This window comes from Ruegeria sp. BE10, from assembly GCF_056538905.1.
In genome coordinates this window covers 158,647-183,123 of record NZ_JBQFTX010000005.1, presented here as the reverse complement: position 1 = coordinate 183,123, position 24,477 = coordinate 158,647, and the positions used below count along the sequence as shown (strand labels likewise).

The following is a 24,477-nucleotide window of genomic DNA, read 5'->3' as shown; positions in this document are numbered from 1 at the left end:
CCCGAACACAGACCATCGTGCCAGAGTTTTCGAAAACCCGGAGGTCTGCCATGCCGCGAAAAACATACTTGCCAATACTCTGCGCCATCACGCTGGGTTCTCATGCGGTGGCGGATTGCGCCACAGAAGCGCAGATTGACCAATATGTGCAGGACTATCTGACCAACACACCGACGACGGCCCTTTCTGCGGATGGCAGCATGGAAGACGCGCTGTGTACACAGGCCAAGATAGTCAGTGTGTTAGAGCCACATTTGGGGCCGATCATCGGCTATAAGGCAGGCCTGACCAGCGCCCCCGCGCAAGAGCGGTTCGGCGCATCTGAACCGGTTCAGGGCGTTCTGTACCGCGATATGATGCTGGACGACGGGGCCACTGTACCCGCCACATGGGGTGCGCGTCCGGTTTTTGAGGCCGATTTGGTGCTGGTTGTCGGCGACGCTGGCATCAATCAGGCGACTACCCCGGCCGAAGTTCTTGCCCATATCTCAGCCATCCGCCCCTTTATCGAGCTGCCGGATCTTACCCTGGCCGAGGGTGAGCCAATCACGCCGGTTACCCTAACCGCCATTGGCGTTGCCCCGAAACTCGGCGTGTTAGGCTCTGAAATTCCCGTATCCGATCCTACAGCGATGACGCAGGCGTTGCAGGATATGACGGTCACACTCCGCGCCGCGGATGGCGAGGTACTGGCGCAAGCCCCAGGGGCGGCCGTTTTGGGGCACCCGGCAAATGCGGCCCTATGGCTGATGTCGAAAGGTATCGAGTTTCAAGCCGGCGACCTGATTTCCGTCGGGTCTTTCGGCCCGCTTGTGCCGCCTGCAAAGGGAAAAGGCGGGGCGTCCGTCACCTATGCGGGTCTGCCCGGTGATCCCACGGTCAGAGTGGTGTTCGAGTAATCAACGTCGCCCTTCGCGCAACCATCCGGCCAGCAAGAAGCCACCGGCCAGCACCAGCACCAGCCAGGGCGGTAAAAGCCCGGCCTGTGTGACATCGCGCGTCTCATAGGCTTCTCGCGGGGTCAGGCCGATCCATCCGCGCCCAGCAGCTGGGCGCCCGGCGCGGACATTGCGGATAGACGGCAACCCGTCTTCCAGTCGGATTGTACCCCCGCGCAGTTCGGCCAGTACGGGTTTCAGCACCTCATCAGTGGCGATGGTACGCTCAAACTCTTTCGGCGCAGCGGGGCCCAGCCCGATTACTGCCATCTGGTCACCTTCCTGAAGACGGTAGAGGCCAATCTCGGGTCCAAAATAGGTCGCCTCGAACCGCCCAGGGGAGACCTCATCGAGCGTTATTTCAAGCGTTTCGCCATCGGGGCGGGTGATGGTCACCGGTCCGACCTCATCCTCCAATGTCTGACGGATGATACGCATGACCTGCCCGTTGGCTTCGGCCCATAAGGCTTCTTCCTCAAGCTCGGGTTCTTTCATCATCCAATGGGCCAGACGGCGCAACAGTTCCAATTGCGGCCCGCCGCCCTCAAAACCCCGGCTCCACAACCAGGCATGGTCCGACGCCAAGAGCGCCACGCGCCCTTCGCCCACGCGGTCCAGCACCAGCAGGGGCCGCTCATCCACACCGGTCATCAACAGCTCACCCGTGCGGTGGTTGACGTCGATCTGGCGCAGCCATGCGCCCCAATCCTCGGAATCCCCCAGATCTGTCGTCACCGGGTGGCGATGGCCCAGATCGGTCACCATGGGCACGAAACGTTCCTCGATCACTCGGGCAGTGGGTTGTGCCGGCAGAATCGGCGCCAAAGGTGAACGGAAGATGCTGTCGGCGCTGGCAAAATCCGGCCCCGCCGCAATCAAAACAGCGCCGCCTTCGTTGATATAATTGGTGACATTGTCCAGATAGATCGCGGGCAGGATGCCGCGCCGTTTGTAGCGATCAAAGATGATCAGGTCGAAATCGTTGATCTTTTCCAGAAACAGCTCGCGCGTTGGGAAAGCGATCAAGGACAACTCGTCCACCGGCACGCCATCCTGTTTCTCGGGCGGGCGCAAGATGGTGAAATGCACCAAATCGACCGAGCTGTCGGATTTCAGCAGATTGCGCCAGGTCCGCCCACCCGGATGCGGCTCACCCGACACCAGCAGCACACGCAACCGGTCACGCACCCCGTTCATCTGGATCAGCGCGGTGTTGTTGCGGTCGGTCAATTCGCCCTCGGCCTGAGGCACAGTGAACTGAATGACATTGCGCCCACCATGCGGCAGAGCGATGGGCAATTCGACATCGACGCCGATGGGAATGGTGAATTGTTCCGGCTCGGCCCCATCTACTGATATCTCCAGCGGCGCAGTGGTCGCCCCGGTAGGCGCAGCGCCGCTGTCTTCCACGCGCAAGGTCAGGGTGACAGGTTCACCGATAATGGCAAAGGCGGGGGCATTGCGGACGATCAGGCGGCGATCCCAGTCGCTTTCACGTCCGGTTTGCAGCAAGTGCATCGGCGCGGGCAGGTCGGGGGCCTGCTCGACATCATGCACCAGACCGTCTGAAACCACCAGAATACCCGCAATCCGTGCGCGCGGCTCTTCGGCCAGTGCGGCGCTCAACGCGGCCATAACCTGCGTGCCTTCGTCACCGTCTCCGTCGGCGACCTTGATCCGGCGCAGCTCGGTATTGTCACGGGCTTCGATTTCAGCAGCCAGACCCTCGGCCGCCTGCGCTGTTTGGTCGGCGCGATCCGAAAGGGCCTGACTGGCGCTTTCATCCTCGATCATCAGCACGATATCAGTCAGCGGCGCACGGTCTTCGACCTGATAGACCGGACCCGCCAAGGCCGCGATCACCACCAGCGCCGCCAGCCCGCGCAAGGCCCACCCAGACAGGCCGCGCCATAGGGCCAGCAGAACCCCTGTGACCGCAATCGCGGCGACAATGGCCAGTACTGGCCACGGGATCAGCGGATCAAAGATGACTGTTCCGGTCATTGTCCCAACCTGTCCAAAAGCGCAGGCACGTGTACCTGATCCGATTTGTAATTCCCGGTCAGCACATGCATCACCAGATTGACCCCAAAGCGATTGGCCAGTTCACGCTGACGTTCCCCGGCATAACCACGCCCGACTGGCAACAGCGCCTGTCCGTTGCGGTCAATTGCCCAAGCCCCGGCCCAGTCATTGCCGCCAATCACCACCGGGGTGACGTTGTCGTTGAGATTGCGAAATGGCATGCCCTCGATCTGCTCGGCATCCACCGGGGCGGCCTCGACCCAGATTTCTGTACCAGCGTAGCGACCCGGGAAATCCTGCAACAGGTAAAAGGCACGAGTCAGCACATGATCACCTGGAACAGGCTCTAACGCGGGAATATTAAGCGGAGCCGCCAGTTGTTGCAGTTTGCGCCCATTGGGGCTCGAGGCCCCAAAGCGCGCGATATCCGCATCACGTGTGTCGAACAGGATCATGCCACCCGACCGCAAATAAGCGTTCAGTTTAACATAGGCCTCAGCCGAAGGCTGCGGCTGATCCGGAGTGATCGGCCAATACAGCAGCGGGAAAAACGCCAGTTCATCGCGCTCAAGATCCACCCCAAAGGGCTCGGCAGGTTCGACCGATGTGCGATAGAACAACGTTTGCGACAAGCCACGCAGGCCAGCACCTGCCACATCGTCAACCTGCGCATTTCCGGTCAGCACATGGGCCAGCACCAGCTCATGCGTGGCATTCAGTGCGAATTCTGTATCCTCGGGCGTCTGCGCCTGCGCCTCGGGTACCAACAGCATGGCACCCAGCGCAACCGCCGCCGCTTTGGCCAGACCAAGGCGGCCAGACAAGGCCAATGAGGCGATCACATCAATCGTCAGCAATAGCAGAGCGAGGCTGAGCAGGATGCCCCCGACAGGTGTCTCAGAGTTCACCTCCTGCCCTTTGATCGGTACATCCGAAGGCCAGATTGCCGGGCTAATCACAACTTCTTCCGACAGAACATTCAAGGCCAGCTTCTGTTTGCCGCTTTCATAAAGGCCGGGCTGCAAATCGGGGCCGGTTGTGCCCGAGATCAGCTCGACCCCGTCCACGCCAGCCAGATTGCCCGCATCGGACAGGGCGCCAAAGCCGTCCATCACTTGCAACGGCTCCCACGTGGTGCCCTGTAGCTGCGAATCCTGCCGGGATTTCGCAGCCGAGGCCACGGCCAGACGGTCCAACATCTCAACAAACAGCCCCGAAAGCGGCAGGCTGGACCATTCTGCATCCGCCGTCACATGGAACAGAACCACCTGACCCAAGCCCAGCGCCTTGCGTGTGACCAGGGGCGTGCCGTCGGACAGCGACGCAATCACCCGATCCGCCAAGTTAGGGTCTGGTTGCGCCATGACCTGTGTTGTGACCGTAACATCGCCGGGCACCTGCAAGCCGTAGAAAGGCGAGTTTTCCGGGAAGGGTGCCAGCCCCTTGGCCTCACCCCAGCTCATCGCGCCACCGACCGAGCGACCGCCGCTGCGCAGACGTACCGGCAGCAATACATCTTCGGAATCGCGGCCCAGGTCGCTGGCGGCCATGCGCGGACCGGCAAAGCGCAGCAATAATCCGCCCTGTTCGACCCATTCCACCAATGCCGTTTGTTCCCCGGGCGACAGTTTGGCCACATCGGCCAGAACAATGGCATCAGGATTGGCAGGTAAAACTTCCAGCAACCCTCCATCCACGAAATCCGCAGTGGGGCTCAGGACCTGGGTCAGATAGTGCAGCGGTGAGAGCAGTTCCAACCCTTCACGGTTCAACGTTCCGGCGATCAGGGCGACCTCGCGTCGGCGAAGGCTGTCATCCGTTAGCGTTACCGCACCGGCCGAACGCTGCCCCTGAATCTCGAACCTTGTGATCCGTCCCCGCAATTCGGATGGCAGGGCAAGCTCCACCTGCGCAGTTGTTTCATTTTCTTCGAAAACGGCATCAGCGCTGTGCAGAATGCGCATGACACCCGCCGGGTCGCGGCCCTGAGCCACAAGCGTGACAGCCGTCGCCGGCCCGGGTTCAGATCGTCTTGCAGTCAGTTGAATAACCCCATCCTGATACACTGCCGGAACCATCGCCAGCACCGGGGCGGCAGATTGATACACCGTCACGTCACCACGCGATTGCAAAGTGTCCAGAATTCGGGCGCTGTTCGGGTAAGCCAGCTTGTCGCTGAACCAGAATGTGTCAAAGTCCTCTTCGATCTGATCCAGCACGTCAATTGCCTGCGTGATCTGGATTTCGCTTGGTTGCCACGGCACCGGAACCATCCCCGGCAACCGCCCGCGCCAGGCCTCTGCCGCCTGAAAGACAGGGGTTTCCGGCTCTGTAAGGCGCAAAATGGATACCCGACGGCCCGCGCGTCCGGCCTCAACCAACTGGGCGTCAATTTGCTCCAGCGTTGCTGGCCATCCCGTAGCCCCGGCCCAGCTTGCATCCAACACCAACAGCAACGGGCCGGACCCGGCCTGAATACGTGACGGGTTCAATACCGGTCCGGCTAATCCGATGATGATCGCGGCAACTGCCAACATCCGCAGCAAAAGCAACCACCACGGGGTACGGTCCGAAACGCTTTCCTTGTCCTTCTGTCCCAAAAGCAAAGTGACCGCGGGAAACAAGCGGCGGATCGGTGCAGGTGGAACCGCGCGCAGAATCAGCCACAGGATCGGCAGGGCCAGCAGGCTCAGCAATACCCAAGGGGATGTGAAGCTGATCACTGACAGAAATGCCGTCATCGCAAGCTCCCGTCCAAAGCGCGGTACAGCCACAGCAGCGCCGCCTGTGCGCTGTCTTCAGTGTGGTGCAGGCCATATTGCCAATTTGTCGCCCGGCACAATTGCTGTAGCGCTTCCTTACGCTCCGCCAGCCGCTCAAGGTACCGGCCACGCAAAGCGCCAGCTTTCAGTGTCTCGTGTTTCAGGGTTCGTCCGACACTCTCGAACACGGTGCGGCCGTGATAGGGAAAAGATTCCTCGCTCGGGTCCAGAACATGCATCAAAACGCCCCGCACACCACGGTCGGCAGCTTTGGTCAGGGCCAGTTCCACCTCGCTCATCGGGCCCAGAAAGTCCGATATGAACACGGCACGCGCGCGCGGGATCATGGCGCGATGCTCGGGCGAGGCATAATCGTCCTGCACATCGCCTGACCAGGCCTGCGCCAGTCGGATGATTTGCGCGTTTCCGCGCCGGGGCGGCAGCGTGGTGCCGGTTAGGCCCACGCGCTCTCCACCGCGTACCAGCAGGATCGAGATTGCCAAACCCAGCAAACGGGCCCTGTCACCTTTCGTGGGAAGGTTCTTGTTGGACGCAAACCGCATCGAGGCACCCTGATCCACCCACAGCATCACCGATTGCGCGATCTGCCATTCCCGTTCACGCACAAACTGCTGATCCCCGCGGGCCGAGCGCCGGTGGTCGATCATCCGGCGGCTGTCACCAATCTGCGCCGGGCGGTATTGCCAGAAATCATCGCCAAGGCCCGAGCGCCTGCGCCCGTGATCGCCCAGCAAAACGGTTCCGGCCAGATGTTCGGCGCGCGCCAACAGCGGCGGTAGCCGGGATGCCTCGGCTTCGGATCTTTCTCGAAGGGTCAGCGCGGCATTCACGCCGCGGCCTCGGTACGGATTAACCCGGCGGCCGTCGAGTCGATCAGCTCAGCCAGACTATCACCACGCGCGCGCGCCGCGAAGTTCAGCGCCATCCGGTGGCTGAGCACCGGGCGGGCCATGTCCAGGACATCTTCGGCATTTGGCGCCAACCGCCCCTGCAACATCGCGCGGGCCCGCACCGTCATCATCAGCGCCTGCGCCGCACGGGGACCTGGACCCCAGGCAACTGTTTCTGCGACGCGCTCGGACGCACCTGCCTCTTCTGGGCGGAACGCACGAACCAGATCAAGAATCAACTCCACAACCGACTCTCCCACCGGCATGCGACGTAGCAAAACCTGCGCGGCCAGCAGTTCATCTTTGGTGAAAATCTGATGGGCTTCGTCTTCTTCGACCCCTGTGGTTGCAAGCAAAATGTCTCGTTCGGTCTGTCGGTCAGGGTATTCAACATCGACCTGAACAAGGAACCGGTCCAGCTGCGCCTCAGGCAGGGGATAGGTGCCTTCCTGTTCAATCGGGTTTTGCGTGGCGAGAACGTGGAACGGCTCGCCCAGCGAGCGATCTTCGCCCGCCACGGTTACGGTGCGTTCCTGCATTGCCTGTAGCAGAGCCGACTGAGTCCGCGGGCTGGCGCGGTTGATCTCATCCGCCATCAGCAACTGACAGAAGATCGGGCCAGAGATGAAGCGGAAGTGGCGGGTGCCGTCATCAGCGGTGTCCAGAACCTCGGACCCCAGAATATCGGCAGGCATTAGATCGGGCGTGAACTGGATACGATTGCCATGCAGGCCCATCACCGTCGACAAGGTTTCAACCAATCGCGTCTTACCCAGCCCCGGCAAGCCGATCAACAAAGCGTGACCGCCGCACAACAGCGCAGTCAGGGTCAGGTCAACGACCCGTTCCTGTCCGATAAAGCGACGGGTGATCGAGGCCTTGGCCTCTTGCAGCTTGTTTTCCAGCGCTTCGATCTCGGACACGAGGTCGGCAGGTTCGCTCATGACTTTCCCTTCCGTGGACTATTATGATTGAAGTGTATCGCGCTGAGAGGAAATGGCAAAAGCAATGAGCGGACAAAAACCTGTGACCCCTTCACCTGATGGTCTGGCTGCATCAGTCAAAGCAACCAAATCCAAGGGTTTGCCGCCTGTTCACCTGTGGAATCCTCCGTTTTCCGGCGATCTGGACATCAAGATCGCAAAAGATGGCACCTGGAGTTATTTAGGGTCGCCCATCAACCGGTTCGAGCTTGTGAAGCTTTTTTCCTCAATTCTTAAGAAAGAAGACGGGAAGTATTACCTGGTAACCCCGGTGGAAAAGGTTGGAATCACCGTCGAGGATGCGCCCTTTGTGGCCGTCGATTTCGATGTCGAGGGGGAAGGTGACGGGCAAAGCGTGACTTTTAGCACGCATGTCGGTGACCGGGCTGTGGCGGGGCCGGATCATCCCATTCGCATTGTCATCGACGAGGAAACAGAAGAGCCGTCGCCCTATGTATTGGTGCGCACAAACCTTGAGGCGCGGATTGATCGTAAAAGCTTTTACCGCCTCGTGGACCTTGCCCAGCATCAGGATGGCTGGTTCGGCGTTCGGTCGGGGGGGCGGTTTTTTCCTTTGATTCCGTCCGAGGACCTGCCGGATTAAGCCCGTCGCGGGACCCGGCGATCCTGCGCCAGAACCACAGCGACAGCGACGATGCTCGCGCCCAGCGCGCGGGTCCAATTCCACTCTTCGCCCAATACCAGCATGATCAGCATCACATAGAAGGGCGCGATGTTAATATGAAACGAGGCCAACGCCACGCCCAGCTTGCCCACCGACGCGATGAACAGCACCTGACTCAGCCCCAGCGAAACCAGCGCATAGATGACCAGCATCCCCATCTGCTGCACATCAATCGGTGCCGAGGGCAAGATATCCATGCCAGCCTGACCCGCCGCAAAGAACAGGAATGCAGCCACGATCAGCCCCCCAACCAAGGTAATCGTGCTGCGCCCGGTCTGGCTGAGTTCGGGGAAATCCCGCGCTGTCGCCATGCTGGCCCAACAAAACAGTCCGGTTGACAGGATGGCACAGCCCGCACCCAACCCCAGCTGCGCCGGAGCTACCGCACTGGTGGCAATCAGCCCGCCGACGATCGACACGACCAGACCTACCGCAAAATTCCACCGCAACCGCCGTGTGCCGGTCGCCAGTTCCAACAGCGTCGCGAACAAAGGCGCGCAAGAGGCGATGATGGCCACTGTCACCGGGTCAGTCAGTTTTTGCGCCACAATGATCAGGAACATGCCAGCGCCCAGCGTCCCGCCAACAAACAACGCATGTCCCCAACGGGCGCGCAATACGCGTGACGGCCCGTCAATCAGCAACCAGACCGGAACCAGAAACGCCACCGCCAATACCAGTCGTGCGGCAAACAGGGCCACCGGAGGCCAGCTTTGCAACAGCACCTCGGCGGACGGAAATCCCGCCGCCCAAGTCAGCATGGATGCAACCGCCAGACCATTGCCAGACACCGCGGATGTCCGTCCGCCAGACACAGTAAGGGCGTTCCCGCGCACGGGGTCAGGGCTCATTGCCATCGTGTTCAAACCTTCTGTTGGCACGGCGCGCAAAAATGATTCGCCGCGATGCCCCAAAAGTCTCTGATTTGATCCAGGCGATCTGGCCGATTTTCGACAATCTGTCGTTTTTGATCCCCTTCCCCAAAAATCGCCGTCCCGTTAAGGTCCGGCCAACAACTGCCCGAGACCGCCCATGCCCAAATTTGCTGCCAATATCTCACTGCTCTTTGCCGAGCTTCCGTATCTGGAGCGTTTCCAGGCGGCGGCCGACGCCGGATTCAAAGCGGTCGAAATTCTGTTTCCTTATGAACTGGCTGCAAAGGAAACGCGCCGCGCCCTGCTGGCAAATGGACTGGAACTTGTTCTGATCAACGCGCCGCCGCCCAATTACACCGGGGGTGAGCCCGGCTATGCCGCAGTTCCGGGCGGCGAGGCGCGGTTTCAATCCGATATCCGCCGTGTCTTGCGCTATGCCGAGATCCTGCGACCAGGGCTGATCCACATCATGTCAGGTTATACCACGGGTTCCGACGCGCAGGACTGTTTCGTGCGCAACCTGCAATGGGCCGCCGATTTCGCCCCGCAACAGCAGTTCACGATCGAACCGCTGAATCCGGTTTCCCAGCCCGGGTACTTTCTGAACGATTACGGTCTGGCAATGCAGGTGCTGGACCATGTGAACCGCCCCAATGTCGGCCTGCAATATGACAGCTTTCATGCTCATATGATCCACGATGACGCGGAAACTGTCTGGAATCGCTTTCACCCGCGGATCGTTCACGCCCAGATCGGCGCCGCCCCCGACCGCTGTGAACCGGGGCGCGGACCGACAGATTTCCAACGTCTGTTCGCAGCGATGGACGCAACGGGTTATTCCGGCTGGGTCAGCGCCGAATATATTGCCTCCACGTCACGAACAACGGACAGCCTTGACTGGATGCGGGGCTAGCTCTGGCGTTTTGACGGAAAATACAGCACATCAGGGGAAACAAGACCATCAGGATGCCCGCAATGATCCCCGCCCGCTTTTCCCGCGCCTTGTTCAGCCTGATCATGTCGGGCCTCATGTCCTGCCTGGTGACAGGGATCGCGACGGTAAAAGCCATCGGGTTTGGCCCCAACACCGTCAGCGACTGGATAGCGTCCTGGGCCTTTTGCTGGCCCATCGCCTTCACCGTCATACTGCTGCTTGGCCCATCCGTGCAACGGTTGGTCAACCGCCTGGTCAGGCCACAGGACTGACCCGCTGTGAAGAGGGCCCGCCGGGCCTAATGAACTGCGCCGCCCTTGTTTTTAGCAGCTAGTGCGCCTCGGCCCAGTTGGCCCCTTGCCCCGCGTCCACGCTCAGCTTCACATCCAACTTCACCGCCGGGTCCGATGCACCTTCCATCACATCGCGCGCCACGTCGATCACCTGATCCACCGCGTCCTCGGCCACTTCGAACAGCAATTCGTCATGCACCTGCAACAGCATCTTTGCGGGTAACCCATTGATCGCATCCGGCATTCGAACCATTGCGCGCCGGATCACATCCGCTGCTGTGCCCTGAATTGGGGCATTGATCGCCGCCCGGCGTGAAAATCCTGCATGCGGTCCCTTGGCATTGATTTCGGGCGTATGGATTTTGCGCCCAAACAGCGTCTGCACGTAACCATGCTCTTTAGCAAAGGCGACGGTGTCGTCCATGTAGCGGCGAATACCGGGGAACCGCTCGAAATAACGGTCGATGAAACCCTGCGCCTCGGCTCGTGGGATGCGCAGGTTGCGCGCCAGTCCAAAACCCGAGATGCCATAGATCACACCAAAGTTGATCGCCTTGGCCTGACGGCGGATATCCGGCGTCATCTCGTCCAGCGGCACATCAAACATCTCGGACGCGGTCATAGCGTGAATGTCCAAACCATCTGAAAACGCTTTTTTCAGAGCCGAAATATCGGCGATATGCGCCAGAATCCGCAATTCGATCTGGCTATAGTCAAGACTGACCAACACATTGCCAGGCTCAGCAATGAATGCCTCGCGAATACGGCGGCCCTCTTCCGTGCGCACCGGGATGTTTTGCAGGTTGGGATCGGTCGAGGCCAAACGCCCCGTGTTCGCTCCTGTAATCGAATAAGACGTATGCACCCGTCCTGTATCAGGGTTGATATGAGTTTGCAGCGCGTCCGTGTAGGTCGATTTCAGCTTGCTGAGCTGACGCCAGTCCAACACACGACGCGGCAATTCATGCTCGGTTGCCAGATCTTCCAGGATATCGGCCCCGGTCGAATATTTACCGGTCTTGCCCTTCTTGCCCCCCTCAAGACCCATCTTGTCGAACAGGATCTCACCCAGCTGCGCAGGTGAGCCGACATTAAAGTTCTCACCGGCCAGTTCGTGAATTTCAGCCTCTAACCCGGCCATTTTCTGTGCGAATGCGTTGGACATGCGGCTCAGCACATCGCGGTCGACCTTGATGCCATGCATCTCCATCTCGGCCAGAACTGGCACCAGTGGGCGTTCGAGCGTCTCGTATACCTTCGTCACCTGCACCTGATGCAGCTGCGGCTTGAACAGCTTCCACAGGCGCAGTGTAATATCCGCATCCTCGGCAGCGTAAGCCGTAGCTTCATCAATCGGAACCTTGTCGAAGGTGATCGCCGACTTGCCCGAGCCCAGCAATGGTTTGATCGGGATCGGCGTGTGGCTCAGATACCGCTCGGACAGGGTATCCATACCATGTCCGTGCTCGCCCCCATGCATCGCATAGGACATCAGCATGGTGTCATCGATCGGTGCCACGTCGACGCCGTACCGCTTAAAAATCTTGGCATCATATTTCATGTTCTGCCCGATTTTCAGGATCGACGGGTCTTCGAACATCGGTTTTAGCAGGTTCAGAGCCTCATCCAGCGGCATCTGCCCCTCGGCCAACGCATCCGACCCGAACAGATCATCTGTTGCGCTTTCGCGGTGAATCAACGGGACATAGCAGGCCTCGCCCGCCTCAACGCAAAGCGAAATGCCGACCAGTTCAGCGATCATCTCATTCAGACCGGTGGTTTCGGTGTCCACCGCGACCCAGCCACGCTCATACGCCTGATCAATCCACTTTTGCAGCGCCCCGGCATCGCGTACGCATTCGTATTTCGACGCATCAAACGGGACGGCCTCAGCCTCGGCCTCTTCGACCGCAGGTGCGGGCGCATCAGCGATTACCGGGGCCTCGGCCCCCAACTTGTCGGCGATGCGCTTGGTCAGGGTGCGGAACTCCATCTCGGCCAGAAAACCCAGCAGAGTGTCCGGTTCGGGGTCTTTCACCTCAAGATCATCAAGGGTGAAATCCAGCGGCGTCTGTTCGTCCAACTGCACCAACTTTTTCGACAGCTCGATCTGATCACGCTTTTCAATCAGCGTCTGACGCCGCTTGGGCTGTTTGATCTCTTCGGCGCGGTCCAACAGGGTTTCCAGATCACCATATTCATTAATCAGCAGCGCCGCCGTCTTGATCCCGATCCCAGGCGCGCCCGGCACGTTATCGACGCTGTCACCTGCCAGCGCCTGTACGTCGACCACCCGTTCCGGCCCAACACCGAACTTTTCGAACACCCCATCGCGGTCGATGCGCTTGTTCTTCATCGCGTCCAGCATTTCCACGCCGCCGCCGACCAACTGCATCAGATCCTTGTCCGAGCTAACGATTGTCACCCGTCCGCCGGCATCGCGCGCCTGCACGGCGAGGGTCGCGATGATGTCGTCGGCTTCATAGCCCTCCAACTCTTTGCAAGCGATGTTGAACGCCTGCGTCGCCTCGCGCGTCAGCGGCATCTGCGGGCGCAGATCTTCGGGCATCGCCTCGCGGTTGGCCTTGTACTGGTCATACAGGTCATTGCGGAAGGTGTGCGATCCCTTGTCGAAAATCACCGCTACATGAGTCGGCGCGTCCGGCCCGGCGTTTCCTTCGACATATTTCTGCAGCATGTTGCAGAACCCAGACACAGCGCCAATCGGCAACCCGTCGGATTTCCGCGTCAGTGGGGGCAGCGCGTGATAGGCCCGAAAAATAAAAGCTGATCCGTCGATCAGATGCAGATGGCATCCTTTTCCGAAATTGCTCATGTACGCGCTCCGTTCTGGTTGGGAACGGTTCTGCCACAGGGTTGTGCAGGTGACCAGCGCAGAAGACAAACAAACTGCGGATCCGCTTGCTTAGCCGAGGTTGAATACCCTGCGCGCCTTATCCCAGACCAGCCCTGTACGATCTGCGATTTGCTGCATCTGCTTGTTTAGGGACCGATCATTCAAACGACGGCTCAGTGACCGCAAGGGAACAAGGTTACGCTCACCATACCCATCGATCAGAAGAAACATCCGGGTCTGACCGCGCAACCCGTAGACGATGTTTTCCGCGTGGATGTCACGGCCCACAATCTGCAGTTCGAACAACTTTTCCACAAAACGGTTGAGGTCACCCAGCATCTGATCGCTCAGCCCCTGCTGTCGGCACATCGACAAAAGATGGTTCGCAAGCTGGCCATCGCTGGATTGAATCCGTTCAACCACAACCCCCGGCCCGACATCTGTCTGCACAACGCCGAACGACCGTGCCAATGGCAGCTGCGCGATTTCCTCACCGCTTTTCAGCGCGGCTTTCATCTCACATTCGATCTCTTTCAAAGCGTTGCGAAAGGCGGTGTCCGGCAAAATCCGCCGCACCAACCGTTTAGAGAACGAGCGGTTCCGGCGTGTACGGGGCCGTGTCACCTTGATCAAAAGCGCGGGCTGATCCGGGTAGGCATACACATTTCTGTGGCCGCCTGTTGCCAGTGGCTCCTGATCCGATAGCCTCAAAAGCTGCACTGCATATGGCATCCGGCCTCCGTTTCGCGCGGCACCTGCCACTCTGTCAGCTTTGTGCCTGGCTGCCGGACAGCACATATTTGCAATCGCAGTACGGACACTCGACCCAACCGATATCCTCGGGGATTTGCAGCCAGACGCGCGGATGGCCCAATGCGCCTTCGCCGCCGTCACAGGCGACACGGGCGGTTTCGACGATCTTGGTTTCCGGCGCTTCGATTGTCACGGCTGGCGATCCTTCTTCGGTTGTCGGCCTCGCGGGCATGCATTAGTTGCGTTTATGAGCGATGAGCAAACCGGGGGCAAGGGTCACATGGCCGATGCGGCAATCAGGATCGAAGGGCTGCGCAAAACCTATCGTGGCGGCAAGGGCCAGCCCGAGAAGAGCGCATTGAAAGGCATCGACCTGACCGTTCCACGAGGGTCAGTCTTTGGCCTGCTGGGGCCGAACGGGGCCGGAAAATCGACCCTGATCAACATCCTGGCCGGGCTGGTGGTGAAAACCTCGGGCCATGTATCGATCTGGGGCTACGATCAGGACCAGAGTCCGCGCCAGTCCCGTGCTTCCATTGGCGTGATGCCGCAGGAACTGAACCTCGACCCGTTCTTCACCCCGCGCGGTGCGCTTGAGGTACAGGCTGGCCTTTACGGCGTGCCCAAAGCACAGCGCCGCAGCGATGAGATCCTGGAGCTGGTTGGCCTCAGCGACAAGGCCGAGGCCTATGCGCGAACCCTCTCGGGCGGGATGCGGCGGCGGCTGCTGTTGGCCAAGGCGCTGGTGCATCATCCTAAGATCCTTGTGCTGGATGAACCGACGGCGGGCGTGGATATCGAACTGCGTCAGATGCTGTGGGCCAATGTGCGCAAGTTGAACGAACAGGGCATGACCATCATCCTGACCACGCATTACCTGGAAGAAGCACAGGAAATGTGTGACGAGATCGCCATCATCAACCACGGCGAAATGATCGCGCAGGACAGCACCGCCAACCTGCTGGGCCGGGTGGACAGTCGCACCATGGTGATTGCTCCGGATAGCCCGGTGACCGATTTGCCGACGACCGAAGGCGTCGAAGCCGCTTTGCGAGACGATGGCACCCTGGTATTGAGCTATCGCAGCGCCCAGACCAGCGCCGAACAGGTTCTGGAATCCGTACGCTCTGCCGGCATCCGCATCCGCGATGTTCGTACCGAAGAAGCTGATCTCGAGGATGTCTTCCTCGCCCTTACCTCATCCCGCGCGAATGAGACCCCAGCAGACGATCAGGATCAGCCGCGCCGGGGCCTGCACCGGGTCAAGCTTTAGACCCGGTCGATTCGAGCCTGGTAGCAATTGTTTCGCGCGGATCGGACGTGGATATAGCTCACGTCGGGGCGGGCAAAGATATCCCTGACCGCAGTGGCAATCTGGTCTGTGGGTGTGATCGCTCCGGTGCCATAGACGATCCGGTCATCGGTTCCGTAGCCCTTGATCAGATAGTCGGGTGACGTGGTCAGAATTTCAGGCAGCCCTTTCCCTTCGTACCGCTCACACTGTGCAGCGCATAGAAATATCGGACCCGTTTCCGCGTAAGGATGTGTCTCTAGAAAAGGCCGGTGCGCCAATATCAGCATCTCTTCGCCCTCAGGAATATTCTGCAGGCAATGGCGGCATGGATTGCCTGTGCCTGTGGATGTCGCGCGCTCTGGCGTGGCACCATAAGCATCCGGGTGACCAGCCTGAAGGGCGCGCACTTCGTCGGTTGTCAATGCGGTGATCTTGAACATTTTGCGTCTCCTTTTGCCCAATCATGCCCACCCGGAAAATCCCAATCGACCCGTTTCCTGCGCAAAGGACTCGAAAAAGAACAAAACGTGAATATAATATAGAATCGCCATGTATGCCGAACTGTCGATCACGTCGAATTTCACCTTTCTCACCGGGGCTTCACATCCCGAGGAATATATGGAGCGTGCCGTCACCCTTGGCCTACCGGCCATCGCGATTGCCGATGACAATTCGGTGGCCGGGATCGTCCGTGCCCATACCCAAGCGCGCGAAATCGCCCGCAAGGTACGTGAACGGCTGGAGTGGGAGGCGCAGAACACCTCTATCGGCCCGCCTTGCCCCGATCACATCCACAAACCGCCCTCTTACCCCATCCACGCGGTGCCGCGCCTGATCCCAGCGGCGCGGCTGATCTTTACCGACGCGCCCACCGTCACCGCCCTACCCCTGAACCGGCAGGGCTGGGCCAACCTGTGCCGTATCCTGTCGGCTGGCCGCCTGCGCGCCGAAAAGGGCGACTGTATTCTACAGCTGTCCGACCTGTTGGAATTCTCCGACGGTCTCCACCTGCTGCTCTGGCCACAGGCGACACCGTCTCCGGACGGCGCGAACGGATGGCGGACACAGGCGCAACAGCTGACGCGCCGCTTTGCCGGACGGATGCATCTGTTGATGCACCCCCGGTATGATGGCGCAGATACTGTCTATTTCTCTTTATTAGAGACTGAATCAAAGCAACTCGGCATTCCCACCCTAGCCAGTGGCACACCGCTGATGCATCACGGCACCCGTCGCAAGCTGGCCGATGTGGTGACCGCCATCCGCCTACGCCGCAAAGTCGATGAGCTCGGTCGCGAAGCGCTGGCCAACGGGGAACAGCGCCTGCGGTCTGAGGCCGAGATGCTGCGGATATTCAAAGGCCACGAAGGCGCGGTCACCCGCGCCCATCAACTCAGCGAACAACTAACCTTTTCTCTGGACGAGCTGCGCTATGAATATCCCAGCGAAGGTAGCGAACAGGAAACCCCGACTCAACGCCTGCACCGCCTGGCGCATGAGGGTTTAAAATGGCGCTATCCGGCGGGCGCGTCGGAAAAGGCGCAAAAGATGCTGGCGCATGAACTGACCCTGATCGGCAAGCTGAAATACGAACCCTACTTCCTGACCGTGCGCGACATCGTCCATTTCGCCCGCTCACGCGGTATCCTGTGCCAGGGGCGGGGCTCGGCGGCCAACTCGGTGGTCTGCTTCTGCCTTGGCATCACCGAAGTCAGCCCCGAGATGGGCACCATGGTCTTTGAACGCTTCGTGTCCGAGGCCCGCGATGAGCCCCCCGATATCGACGTCGATTTCGAACATGAACGGCGTGAAGAGGTGATCCAGCACATCTACGACCGCTATGGCCGCCACCGTGCGGGTCTCTGCGCCACCGTGATCCACTATCGCGGCAAACGCGCCATTCGTGAGGTCGGGCGGGCGATGGGCCTGACCGAAGACACCATTTCAGCCTTATCCTCACAACTCTGGGGCTTTTTCTCTGCCGCCGGGCTCGAGGCTGAACGCATGCGCGAAATCGGTCTCGACCCCGAGGATCGCCGCCTAAAACAGACTCTAATGCTGGTCTATGAGATCAACGGCTTTCCCCGCCACCTTTCGCAACATGTCGGCGGTTTCATCATCACCGAGGGGCGTTTGGACGAGCTGGTCCCCATCGAAAACGCCACGATGGAGGACCGCACGGTCATCTGCTGGGATAAGGACGACATCGACTCTCTGGGTATCCTCAAGGTCGATGTCCTCAGCCTCGGAATGCTCACCTGCATCCGCAAGGCGTTCGACCTGATCGGCCAACACCACCAGACCAGCTATACGCTGGCCACCCTGCCGCCCGAGGACCCAATGGTTTATGACATGCTGTGCAAGGCAGACAGTATCGGCGTGTTTCAGGTAGAATCACGTGCGCAGATGAACTTTCTGCCCCGGATGCGACCACGCAATTTCTATGATCTGGTGATCGAGGTTGCCATCATCCGCCCCGGCCCCATCCAAGGCGACATGGTCCACCCCTATATCCGCCGCCGCAACGGAGAAGAGGAGGTCAGCTTTCCCTCGGACGCGTTGGGCGAGGTGCTGGGAAAAACGCTGGGCGTTCCGTTGTTTCAGGAACAGGCAATGCAGATCGCCATTGTCGGTGCCGGGTTTACCCCGGAACAGGCCGACCGCCTGCGCCGGTCTCTGGCCACGTTCAAGAAACATGGCAATGTCAGCGAATTCCGTGCGCTGTTCCTGCGCGGCATGAAGCGCAACAGCTATGACGACGAATTCGCCGAGCGCTGTTTTTCTCAGATCGAAGGATTCGGCTCTTACGGTTTCCCCGAAAGCCACGCGGCCAGCTTTGCGCTGTTGGTCTATGCCTCGGCCTGGATCAAGTGCCACCATCCCGGCATCTTCGCCTGCGCGCTGCTGAACTCGCAGCCGATGGGGTTCTATGCGCCTGCCCAGATCGTGCGGGATGCACGCGAACATGGGGTTCAGGTGCGCCCGGTCTGCATCAATGCCAGTTTCTGGGACAATGTGATGGAACCCGACGGTCATGGCGGGCTGGCCCTGCGGCTGGGGTTTCGCCAGATCAAAGGCCTCAGCGAGGAAGACGCCAGTTGGCTGACCGCCGCGCGCGGCAACGGCTACCATCAGGTCGATGATGTTTGGCGCCGCGCCGGGCTGGGGCCGTCGGTGATCGAACGGCTGGCCGAAGCCGATGCCTTCGCCGCCTGCGATCTGACCCGGCGCGAGGCGCTGTGGCAAGCCAAGGCGATTGCCACAGCCAAACCTCTGCCGCTGTTCTCACAGGATCTGGAAGGCGAGGCGCTGGACGAGCCCGAAGCCTATCTGCCCCAGATGACGCTGGGCGAACAGGTGGTTGAGGATTATGTGGCCACCCGTCTCAGCCTCAAGGCGCATCCGGTGGCCCTGCTGCGGCATATTCTGACGCCAGAGACGCGCGACAAAACCACCCCTGTAGCGTAACCCCTGAACCGGCTATTGACCGCGAACAGAATCGAAACCCCGAGATCACGCATGTCCAGACCAACCATGCCCCCGCGATTCCCCGCGACGCCCGAGCAAATCAACGCGCAGGTCAGCGCCTTCTATGCTCGCGTCCGGGAAGACAAAGTGCTGGGGCCAATCTTCAACCGACATGTCGATGACTGGCCCGCGCATGAGGAAAAAATTGCCGCCTTCTGGCGCAACGCCATCCTGTTCGAGGGTAGCTATGACGGCAATCCACAGCGGGTTCACATCGAGCGGCCCGATGTAAAACCCGAATTCTTCGCCCATTGGCTGGATCTGTTCGAAGAGGTCGCCACCCGGATGCTGCCACCGGAAACCGCCATTCCCTGGATCGCCTTGGCGCGTCGTATCGGTGTGGGGATGAAAGCGGGTGTTCAGTCTGCTCGTCAGCCTAAGGACGCGCCGCCGATCCTGCGATGATCGGATATCATACCGGCTTTGACATGTTAGCGGTAAAATAGGGGCTATCAGACTCTGCAAAATGGGTTTATGCAGCGAGAATAGACAGCCCGAGATCACTCCGTGCCGTCCTAAACACCGCACATCACCCGAGGCCAGACTCATGAGCACTCAAAACACCACCCTCCGGGGTCTTGGCTATGCGTTTGCAGGCTTTGCAGTTTTTGCGAGTCATGACGCACTGATCAAAGTGCTGGGCGGGACCTATTCGGTGATGCAGATCATCTTTTTCGCCACGCTGTTTTCCTTCGTGCCGATGGCGGTGACAATCCTGACCGACCGGACAACCGGGAACTTCCTGCCCCATCACCCTTGGCTGGTACTGCTTCGCTCGGCCTTGATGGTTTCGTCCATGGTCTGTGCTTTCTATTCCTTTTCGGTTCTGCCGCTGGCTGAGGTCTACTCGCTGCTGTTTTCCTTCCCGCTGATCGTCACCGTCCTGTCGATTCCGATTTTGGGAGAGGTCGTCCGCGCCCAACGCTGGGCCGCCGTTGGTGTTGGTCTGATCGGTGTCCTGATCGTCTTGCGCCCCGGTGCCACGGATATCACCCTGGGCCATCTCGCGGCCCTGACGGCCGCGTTCTGCAGTGCCTTTGCGTCCGTTCTGGTGCGCAAGATCGGGAATGAGGAACGCTCGGCCGTTTTGATCCTATATCCGATGCTGCTGGCCATTGTGGCGATGAGCCTTGCCCAACCTGCCGTGTATCTACCGCCCTCGCTGCTGCATCTGGCAATGATGGCGCTGGTCGGCGTGTTCTCGGTCATCGCCCAGCACCTGATCATCCTTGCCTACCGCGCCGCGCCCGCCGGTGTTATCGCCCCCAGCCAGTACAGCCAGATCATCTGGGCCACTCTGTTTGGTATGATCTTTTTCGGCGAAAAGCCCGATGCTTGGGTCGCAGTCGGGGCCAGCATCATCATCGCATCCGGCGTGTTCGTGGTTTGGCGCGAAAGCCGGACAAATGCATCCGCCAACACTCCGGTTCTGCGGGTGCGATCACCGCGGTCGGATACGGGTGCGTCGCGTCCGGGTGAATGAATACGGCGCGCCAATCAGCGCGCCGCAGGCAAATTTCTCGGAGCTAGAGGCTTAGTAAACCACAACCGACCGGATGCTCTCACCCTTATGCATCAGGTCAAAGCCGTGGTTGATGTCGTTCAGACCCATGGTGTGGGTGATCATCGGGTCGATCTCGATCTTCCCGTCCATGTACCAGTCAACGATCTTGGGCACATCGGTCCGGCCTCGCGCGCCGCCAAAGGCTGTACCGCGCCATGACCGGCCGGTGACCAGCTGGAACGGACGGGTCGAGATCTCGGCCCCGGCAGGTGCCACGCCGATGATGATCGATTCTCCCCAGCCCTTATGCGCCGATTCCAGCGCCGCGCGCATTACGCCGACATTACCGGTGGCGTCAAAAGTATAGTCCGCGCCACCCTTGGTCAGGTTGACCAGATAGGGGACGAGATCGCCCTCGACCTCTTTGGGGTTCACGAAGTCGGTCATGCCAAACTTGGTGGCCATTTCCACTTTTGAAGGGTTCAGGTCGACACCAACGATCTGATCCGCTCCGGCCAGACGCAGGCCCTGGATCACGTTCAGACCAATGCCTCCCAGACCGAACACGATGGCGCGGCTGCCAATCTCGACCTTGGCGGTGTTGATCACCGCGCCAATACCGGTCGTCACGCCGCAACCGATGTAACAGATCTTGTCGAAAGGAGCGTCCTCACGCACCTTGGCCAGCGCAATCTCGGGCAGGACCGTGTGGTTAGCGAAGGTCGAGCAACCCATGTAGTGCAGGATCGGATCGCCATCCAGCGTCGAAAAGCGCGAGGTGCCATCGGGCATGAGGCCCTTACCTTGGGTTTCGCGGATCGCCTGACACAGGTTAGTCTTGGGGTGCAGACAGTATTCGCATTCGCGACATTCCGGGGTGTAGAGCGGGATCACGTGATCGCCCGGCTTCAGGCTGGTCACTCCCGGGCCGACCTCGACCACCACGCCCGCGCCTTCGTGGCCCAGAATGGCGGGGAACAGCCCTTCGGGGTCAGCACCCGACAGGGTGAATTCATCGGTGTGGCAAATGCCGGTGGCCTTGATTTCCACCAGAACCTCGCCCGCTTTGGGGCCTTCGAGGTTTACTTCCATCACTTCCAAGGGTTTGCCGGCCTGAACGGCGACGGCGGCACGGGTACGCATATCGTTGTCTCCCTGTCTTCTTTGCCCCGACCCTGCGTCAATCGCAGAGGGTTTTCAACTGCGCTTTGGTGACAGATCGGCTAATGATTTGATATTGCAGAAACGACATTGCCGCAAAGAGGAACGCCAATGCGCCGATTTATTCCGATTTTGATCTTGCTGGCCGCTTGTGCCGAAACGCCACCCGCACCGGAAGACGCCCGCCTTGCACCCGAAGCCGCACCGGTCGATCTGGCCTTTTGCGAGGGTGAACCCTTTGGCGATTCCATTGGTCAGCCGGTTTCGACCATTCAGGGCCAGCTGCCTGAACGCGCGCGTGTGTTAGGGCCGGATGATTTGGCCACGCAGGATTACCGCATCGACCGGTTGAACGTGTTCGTCAATGACGCCGGGATCATTCAGCGTCTGACCTGCGGGTAGGCGTGGACTCGGGGCATGATTCTACGGTAAGAACAAAATGGGAACATTTTGATGTCTGCCGATGCCCAAACGACGAATACTCTCACTCTGGTTTCCCCGTCTGGGGGCTGAACGGCTGGTCCGCGCTGCGCGGGGCCTGCAGGATGGGCCTTTGGCCGTGGTGGCCGAGCAGGCGAACATGCAGGTTGTCACCTCGCTGAATGCACAGGCTCAGGCCGCCGGGTTGCGCGTGGGTCAGCCAGTGCGCGATGCCCATGCCATGTGCGCGAATCTTGTGACGCGCCCTCGCAATACCCCCGCCGAGACCGCGTTTCTAACCGCTTTGCGCCGCTGGGCAGGCAAATTCAGCCCCTGGGTAGCCGAAGAATCACCGGACGGGCTGATTGTCGACCTGTCGGGCTGCGCCCATCTGTTCGGCGGCGAAGAGGCGTTGCTGAGCGTACTTGAGGTCGACTGCGCCGATATGGGCCTGAGCGTACAGATGGGCATCGCCGACACGCTGGGCGCGGCCTGGGCGTTGGCGCGATACGCCGGGCAAGAAGCCACGTCCGACCGCAACGGCGACGCCATCAGCCAAGAGGCCCGTGCCACCCGTGCCCGCGCCACCAAGCGGCGGCACTGGACCAAAGGTGGCGCCGCGCCGCAGGTGATGGCCTTGGGTGGTGGCGCGCGGATTGCAGCGCCGGGACAATCCTATGGCGCGCTCAGCCCCCTGCCCATCGCGGCGCTGCGGTTGGAGGATCAGACCGTGGCGCAGTTGAACCGGCTGGGCCTGCGCCGGATCGGCGATCTGTTGGGCCAGCCGCGTGCCAGTTTGGCGCGGCGGTTCGGGCGGGGTCTGGTGCTGCGGCTGGATCAGGCCATGGGCAGTGCGCCCGAACCGGTCTCGCCCGCCCGTCCGCCGCATCGCTTTGCGGTGCGGATGACCCTGCCCAACCCAATCGGTCTGATCGAAGACGTCATGGCCGCCATTGATCGGATACTGCCCACGCTCTGCGCAAAACTGGAGGAGAAAGGCCGCGGCGTTCGCACCCTGCGGCTTGAGGCACATCGCGCTGATCAGGCGGCTGAGATTGTCGAAGTCGGTCTGGCCCGTCCGACCTTTGACAAATACCGCATTCGCCCTTTGTTAGAGATGAAAGTCGACAAGATTGATGCAGGTTATGGCATCGACATGTTGCGGCTTGTGGCGGTCCAGACCGAGCCTATCCACGCCCGCACCATGGCGGGCCATGCCGAGGCCCGCCGCGCCGTGCGGGATCGGCTTGAGGGCAACACCGCCGTCGACGACCTGATCGGTAAGCTGGGCGCACGCGTGGGGCTGGAGGCGATCACGCGGCGGCACCCGGCGGCCTCACATATCCCCGAGAAGACGGCGCAGACGCTGGCCGCAGCCTGGTCGGAACCGGCGCATGACTGGCCTGCCCCTCCGCGTCCCCGCCCCTTGCAGATGTGGCAACCCGAACCGGTGATGGCGCCGGAAACCCCGGACGTGCCCAGCGCCTTTCGCTGGCGTGGGCGCGACTGGCAACTGGCGCAGGCCACGGGCCCGGAACGCATTGCGCCGGAATGGTGGCTGGACGATCCCAACTGGCGCAGCGGCGTGCGCGATTACTGGGTGGTGGTAACCGAACAGGGCGAGCGACTGTGGCTGTTTTATGGCCATGGCGGTACCATGTCGGCAGGATGGTTTTGCCAGGGACAGTTTTGTTAGAGTCTATTTTCCGCGATAAATCAGCCAATCAGGCAGATAGTCGATCAGACGCACCAGCCAGGAAAATGGTGCTGGAAAATCCGTACGGAATCGGCGACGTGACATCGCTTTGACCACCCGGTCCGCTGCATCCTCGGGCGTCATCAGCATCGGCATCTTGAAAGTGTTCTTCTCGGTCAGACGGGTCTTGATAAAGCCCGGATTGACGATGCGCACCGTCACCCCTGTGCCCGCCAGGTCGAACCGCATGGTCTCGGCCAACGAAACAAGTGCTGCCTTGCTGGCCGCGTACCCCACCGCCGCGGGTAACCCTCGATACCCCGACAAAGACCCGATCAGCGTGATATCCCCCCGACCCCTGCGTACGAACCTGCGTACAACCTCACCCAGAACCCGCAGGGCACCCGTGTAATTCACATCCGTCATCGCCAGCACGGCCTCGGAATTCCAATCGGCAGAGCGCATCGGTTCATAAGCTCCGGCGTTATAGACCAATCCGTCCACCTCTCCCGCCTCGACCGCGGCACGACGTACAGCGTCCAGATCTGTCACGTCGCACGGAACAGCTTGCGCATTTGGCAGGGCAGAACAAATCTCGGTCAGACGCTCGGTATTGCGGGCAGACAGGATCAGATGTGCGCCCTGACGGCTCAGCGCCTCGGCCAAAGCCCGGCCCAGCCCTTCGCTGGCGCCAACGATCCAATAGGTTTTTCCTTCAAAGCTGCTCATGCCCTGGCCAATACAGTTGTGTCTATGATTTTACGGCCAGAGCGACGCACTGGATCAAACTCCAGACGTCAGAACATAGTGCTTTTGCGAAAAACTTCTAATCTGATTGATCCACCCCGGCATTTCCTG

At 60.4% G+C, this 24,477-nt stretch carries 21 protein-coding genes; 10 read left to right on the top strand and 11 right to left on the bottom strand.

What is annotated here, in order from left to right; genetic code table 11:
• The first annotated feature begins 50 nt into the window (after window positions 1-50).
• On the top strand, window positions 51-899 hold the full coding sequence (locus ACR0M2_RS13240; protein WP_480705473.1) for a 2-keto-4-pentenoate hydratase: 849 nt from the start codon (window positions 51-53) through the stop codon (window positions 897-899).
• Here ACR0M2_RS13240 and ACR0M2_RS13235 read toward each other — a convergent pair whose 3' ends face one another.
• The 4 genes from ACR0M2_RS13235 to ACR0M2_RS13220 are packed head-to-tail and all read right to left on the bottom strand — an operon-like array spanning window position 900 to window position 7,580.
• Window positions 900-2,942, bottom strand: coding sequence for a hypothetical protein (locus ACR0M2_RS13235; protein WP_170360871.1), 2,043 nt, complete (start codon window positions 2,940-2,942; stop codon window positions 900-902). It lies immediately after the preceding gene.
• Entirely contained in the window at window positions 2,939-5,704 is a 2,766-nt protein-coding gene (locus ACR0M2_RS13230) for a DUF4159 domain-containing protein (RefSeq protein ID WP_480705471.1), read from the bottom strand. The genes ACR0M2_RS13235 and ACR0M2_RS13230 overlap by 4 nt, the downstream gene beginning before the upstream one ends.
• On the bottom strand, window positions 5,701-6,576 hold the full coding sequence (locus ACR0M2_RS13225) for a DUF58 domain-containing protein (RefSeq protein WP_170349704.1): 876 nt from the start codon (window positions 6,574-6,576) through the stop codon (window positions 5,701-5,703). The genes ACR0M2_RS13230 and ACR0M2_RS13225 overlap by 4 nt, the downstream gene beginning before the upstream one ends.
• Entirely contained in the window at window positions 6,573-7,580 is a 1,008-nt protein-coding gene (locus ACR0M2_RS13220) for an AAA family ATPase (RefSeq protein WP_170360874.1), read from the bottom strand. The genes ACR0M2_RS13225 and ACR0M2_RS13220 overlap by 4 nt, the downstream gene beginning before the upstream one ends.
• A gap of 64 nt (window positions 7,581-7,644) precedes the next feature.
• Here ACR0M2_RS13220 and ACR0M2_RS13215 point away from each other — a divergent pair, with 64 nt between their 5' ends.
• Window positions 7,645-8,223 (top strand): DUF1285 domain-containing protein, encoded by a 579-nt coding sequence (locus tag ACR0M2_RS13215; protein WP_170349702.1) that lies wholly within the window; start codon window positions 7,645-7,647, stop codon window positions 8,221-8,223.
• Here the strand turns inward: ACR0M2_RS13215 and ACR0M2_RS13210 are convergent.
• Window positions 8,220-9,155, bottom strand: coding sequence for a DMT family transporter (locus tag ACR0M2_RS13210; protein WP_480705470.1), 936 nt, complete (start codon window positions 9,153-9,155; stop codon window positions 8,220-8,222). The two genes, ACR0M2_RS13215 and ACR0M2_RS13210, sit on opposite strands and share 4 nt — an antisense overlap.
• 181 nt (window positions 9,156-9,336) lie before the next feature.
• Here ACR0M2_RS13210 and ACR0M2_RS13205 point away from each other — a divergent pair, with 181 nt between their 5' ends.
• Window positions 9,337-10,092, top strand: a complete 756-nt coding sequence (locus ACR0M2_RS13205) for a hydroxypyruvate isomerase family protein (protein WP_480705468.1) — start codon at window positions 9,337-9,339, stop codon at window positions 10,090-10,092.
• 62 nt (window positions 10,093-10,154) lie between these two features.
• Window positions 10,155-10,385 (top strand): DUF2798 domain-containing protein, encoded by a 231-nt coding sequence (locus tag ACR0M2_RS13200; protein ID WP_170349700.1) that lies wholly within the window; start codon window positions 10,155-10,157, stop codon window positions 10,383-10,385.
• Between the two features lie 58 nt (window positions 10,386-10,443).
• Here the strand turns inward: ACR0M2_RS13200 and polA are convergent, their stop codons facing one another.
• The 3 genes from polA to ACR0M2_RS13185 all read right to left on the bottom strand — a co-directional run bounded on the left by polA (window position 10,444) and on the right by ACR0M2_RS13185 (window position 14,209).
• On the bottom strand, window positions 10,444-13,242 hold the full coding sequence (polA, locus tag ACR0M2_RS13195) for a DNA polymerase I (protein ID WP_480705466.1): 2,799 nt from the start codon (window positions 13,240-13,242) through the stop codon (window positions 10,444-10,446).
• A 90-nt stretch (window positions 13,243-13,332) separates the two neighbouring features.
• A complete protein-coding gene (locus tag ACR0M2_RS13190) occupies window positions 13,333-13,995 on the bottom strand; it encodes a YrbL family protein (protein ID WP_480705464.1) in 663 nt (220 codons plus the stop codon).
• A 34-nt stretch (window positions 13,996-14,029) separates the two neighbouring features.
• Window positions 14,030-14,209: a zinc-finger domain-containing protein gene (locus ACR0M2_RS13185; RefSeq protein ID WP_170396688.1), complete on the bottom strand. Its 180-nt coding sequence runs from the start codon at window positions 14,207-14,209 to the stop codon at window positions 14,030-14,032.
• Window positions 14,210-14,296: 87 nt separating this feature from the next.
• Here ACR0M2_RS13185 and ACR0M2_RS13180 point away from each other — a divergent pair, with 87 nt between their 5' ends.
• Entirely contained in the window at window positions 14,297-15,289 is a 993-nt protein-coding gene (locus ACR0M2_RS13180) for an ABC transporter ATP-binding protein (protein ID WP_170550482.1), read from the top strand.
• On the opposite strand, the gene ACR0M2_RS13175 is transcribed toward ACR0M2_RS13180, so the two are convergent.
• The gene (locus tag ACR0M2_RS13175) at window positions 15,286-15,750 is read right to left on the bottom strand and encodes a DUF1203 domain-containing protein (RefSeq protein ID WP_480705462.1); all 465 of its coding nucleotides are present in this window, start codon (window positions 15,748-15,750) and stop codon (window positions 15,286-15,288) included. The genes ACR0M2_RS13180 and ACR0M2_RS13175 overlap by 4 nt on opposite strands.
• 109 nt (window positions 15,751-15,859) lie before the next feature.
• Between ACR0M2_RS13175 and ACR0M2_RS13170 the strand changes: the two genes are divergently transcribed.
• From ACR0M2_RS13170 to ACR0M2_RS13160, 3 genes are all read left to right on the top strand, one after another.
• The gene (locus ACR0M2_RS13170) at window positions 15,860-18,778 is read left to right on the top strand and encodes an error-prone DNA polymerase (protein ID WP_480705460.1); all 2,919 of its coding nucleotides are present in this window, start codon (window positions 15,860-15,862) and stop codon (window positions 18,776-18,778) included.
• Window positions 18,779-18,829: 51 nt separating this feature from the next.
• The gene (locus ACR0M2_RS13165; protein WP_480705458.1) at window positions 18,830-19,243 is read left to right on the top strand and encodes a group III truncated hemoglobin; all 414 of its coding nucleotides are present in this window, start codon (window positions 18,830-18,832) and stop codon (window positions 19,241-19,243) included.
• Window positions 19,244-19,385: 142 nt separating this feature from the next.
• Window positions 19,386-20,321 (top strand): DMT family transporter, encoded by a 936-nt coding sequence (locus ACR0M2_RS13160; RefSeq protein ID WP_170376338.1) that lies wholly within the window; start codon window positions 19,386-19,388, stop codon window positions 20,319-20,321.
• Window positions 20,322-20,372: 51 nt separating this feature from the next.
• On the opposite strand, the gene ACR0M2_RS13155 is transcribed toward ACR0M2_RS13160, so the two are convergent.
• Window positions 20,373-21,485 (bottom strand): S-(hydroxymethyl)glutathione dehydrogenase/class III alcohol dehydrogenase, encoded by a 1,113-nt coding sequence (locus ACR0M2_RS13155; RefSeq protein WP_480705456.1) that lies wholly within the window; start codon window positions 21,483-21,485, stop codon window positions 20,373-20,375.
• Between the two features lie 129 nt (window positions 21,486-21,614).
• On the opposite strand from ACR0M2_RS13155, the gene ACR0M2_RS13150 reads away from it, so the two are divergent.
• Together ACR0M2_RS13150 and ACR0M2_RS13145 are read left to right on the top strand one after the other, a co-directional pair.
• Complete coding sequence (locus tag ACR0M2_RS13150) at window positions 21,615-21,905, top strand: I78 family peptidase inhibitor (RefSeq protein WP_170349690.1); 291 nt, start codon at window positions 21,615-21,617, stop codon at window positions 21,903-21,905.
• Between the two features lie 61 nt (window positions 21,906-21,966).
• Window positions 21,967-23,619: a DUF6504 family protein gene (locus tag ACR0M2_RS13145; RefSeq protein WP_480705454.1), complete on the top strand. Its 1,653-nt coding sequence runs from the start codon at window positions 21,967-21,969 to the stop codon at window positions 23,617-23,619.
• Window positions 23,620-23,622: 3 nt separating this feature from the next.
• Here the strand turns inward: ACR0M2_RS13145 and ACR0M2_RS13140 are convergent, their stop codons facing one another.
• Window positions 23,623-24,348 carry an SDR family NAD(P)-dependent oxidoreductase gene (locus tag ACR0M2_RS13140; protein ID WP_170550128.1) on the bottom strand — a complete coding sequence of 242 codons (726 nt, stop codon included), beginning with the start codon at window positions 24,346-24,348 and terminating at the stop codon, window positions 23,623-23,625.
• Window positions 24,349-24,477: the final 129 nt, after the last annotated feature.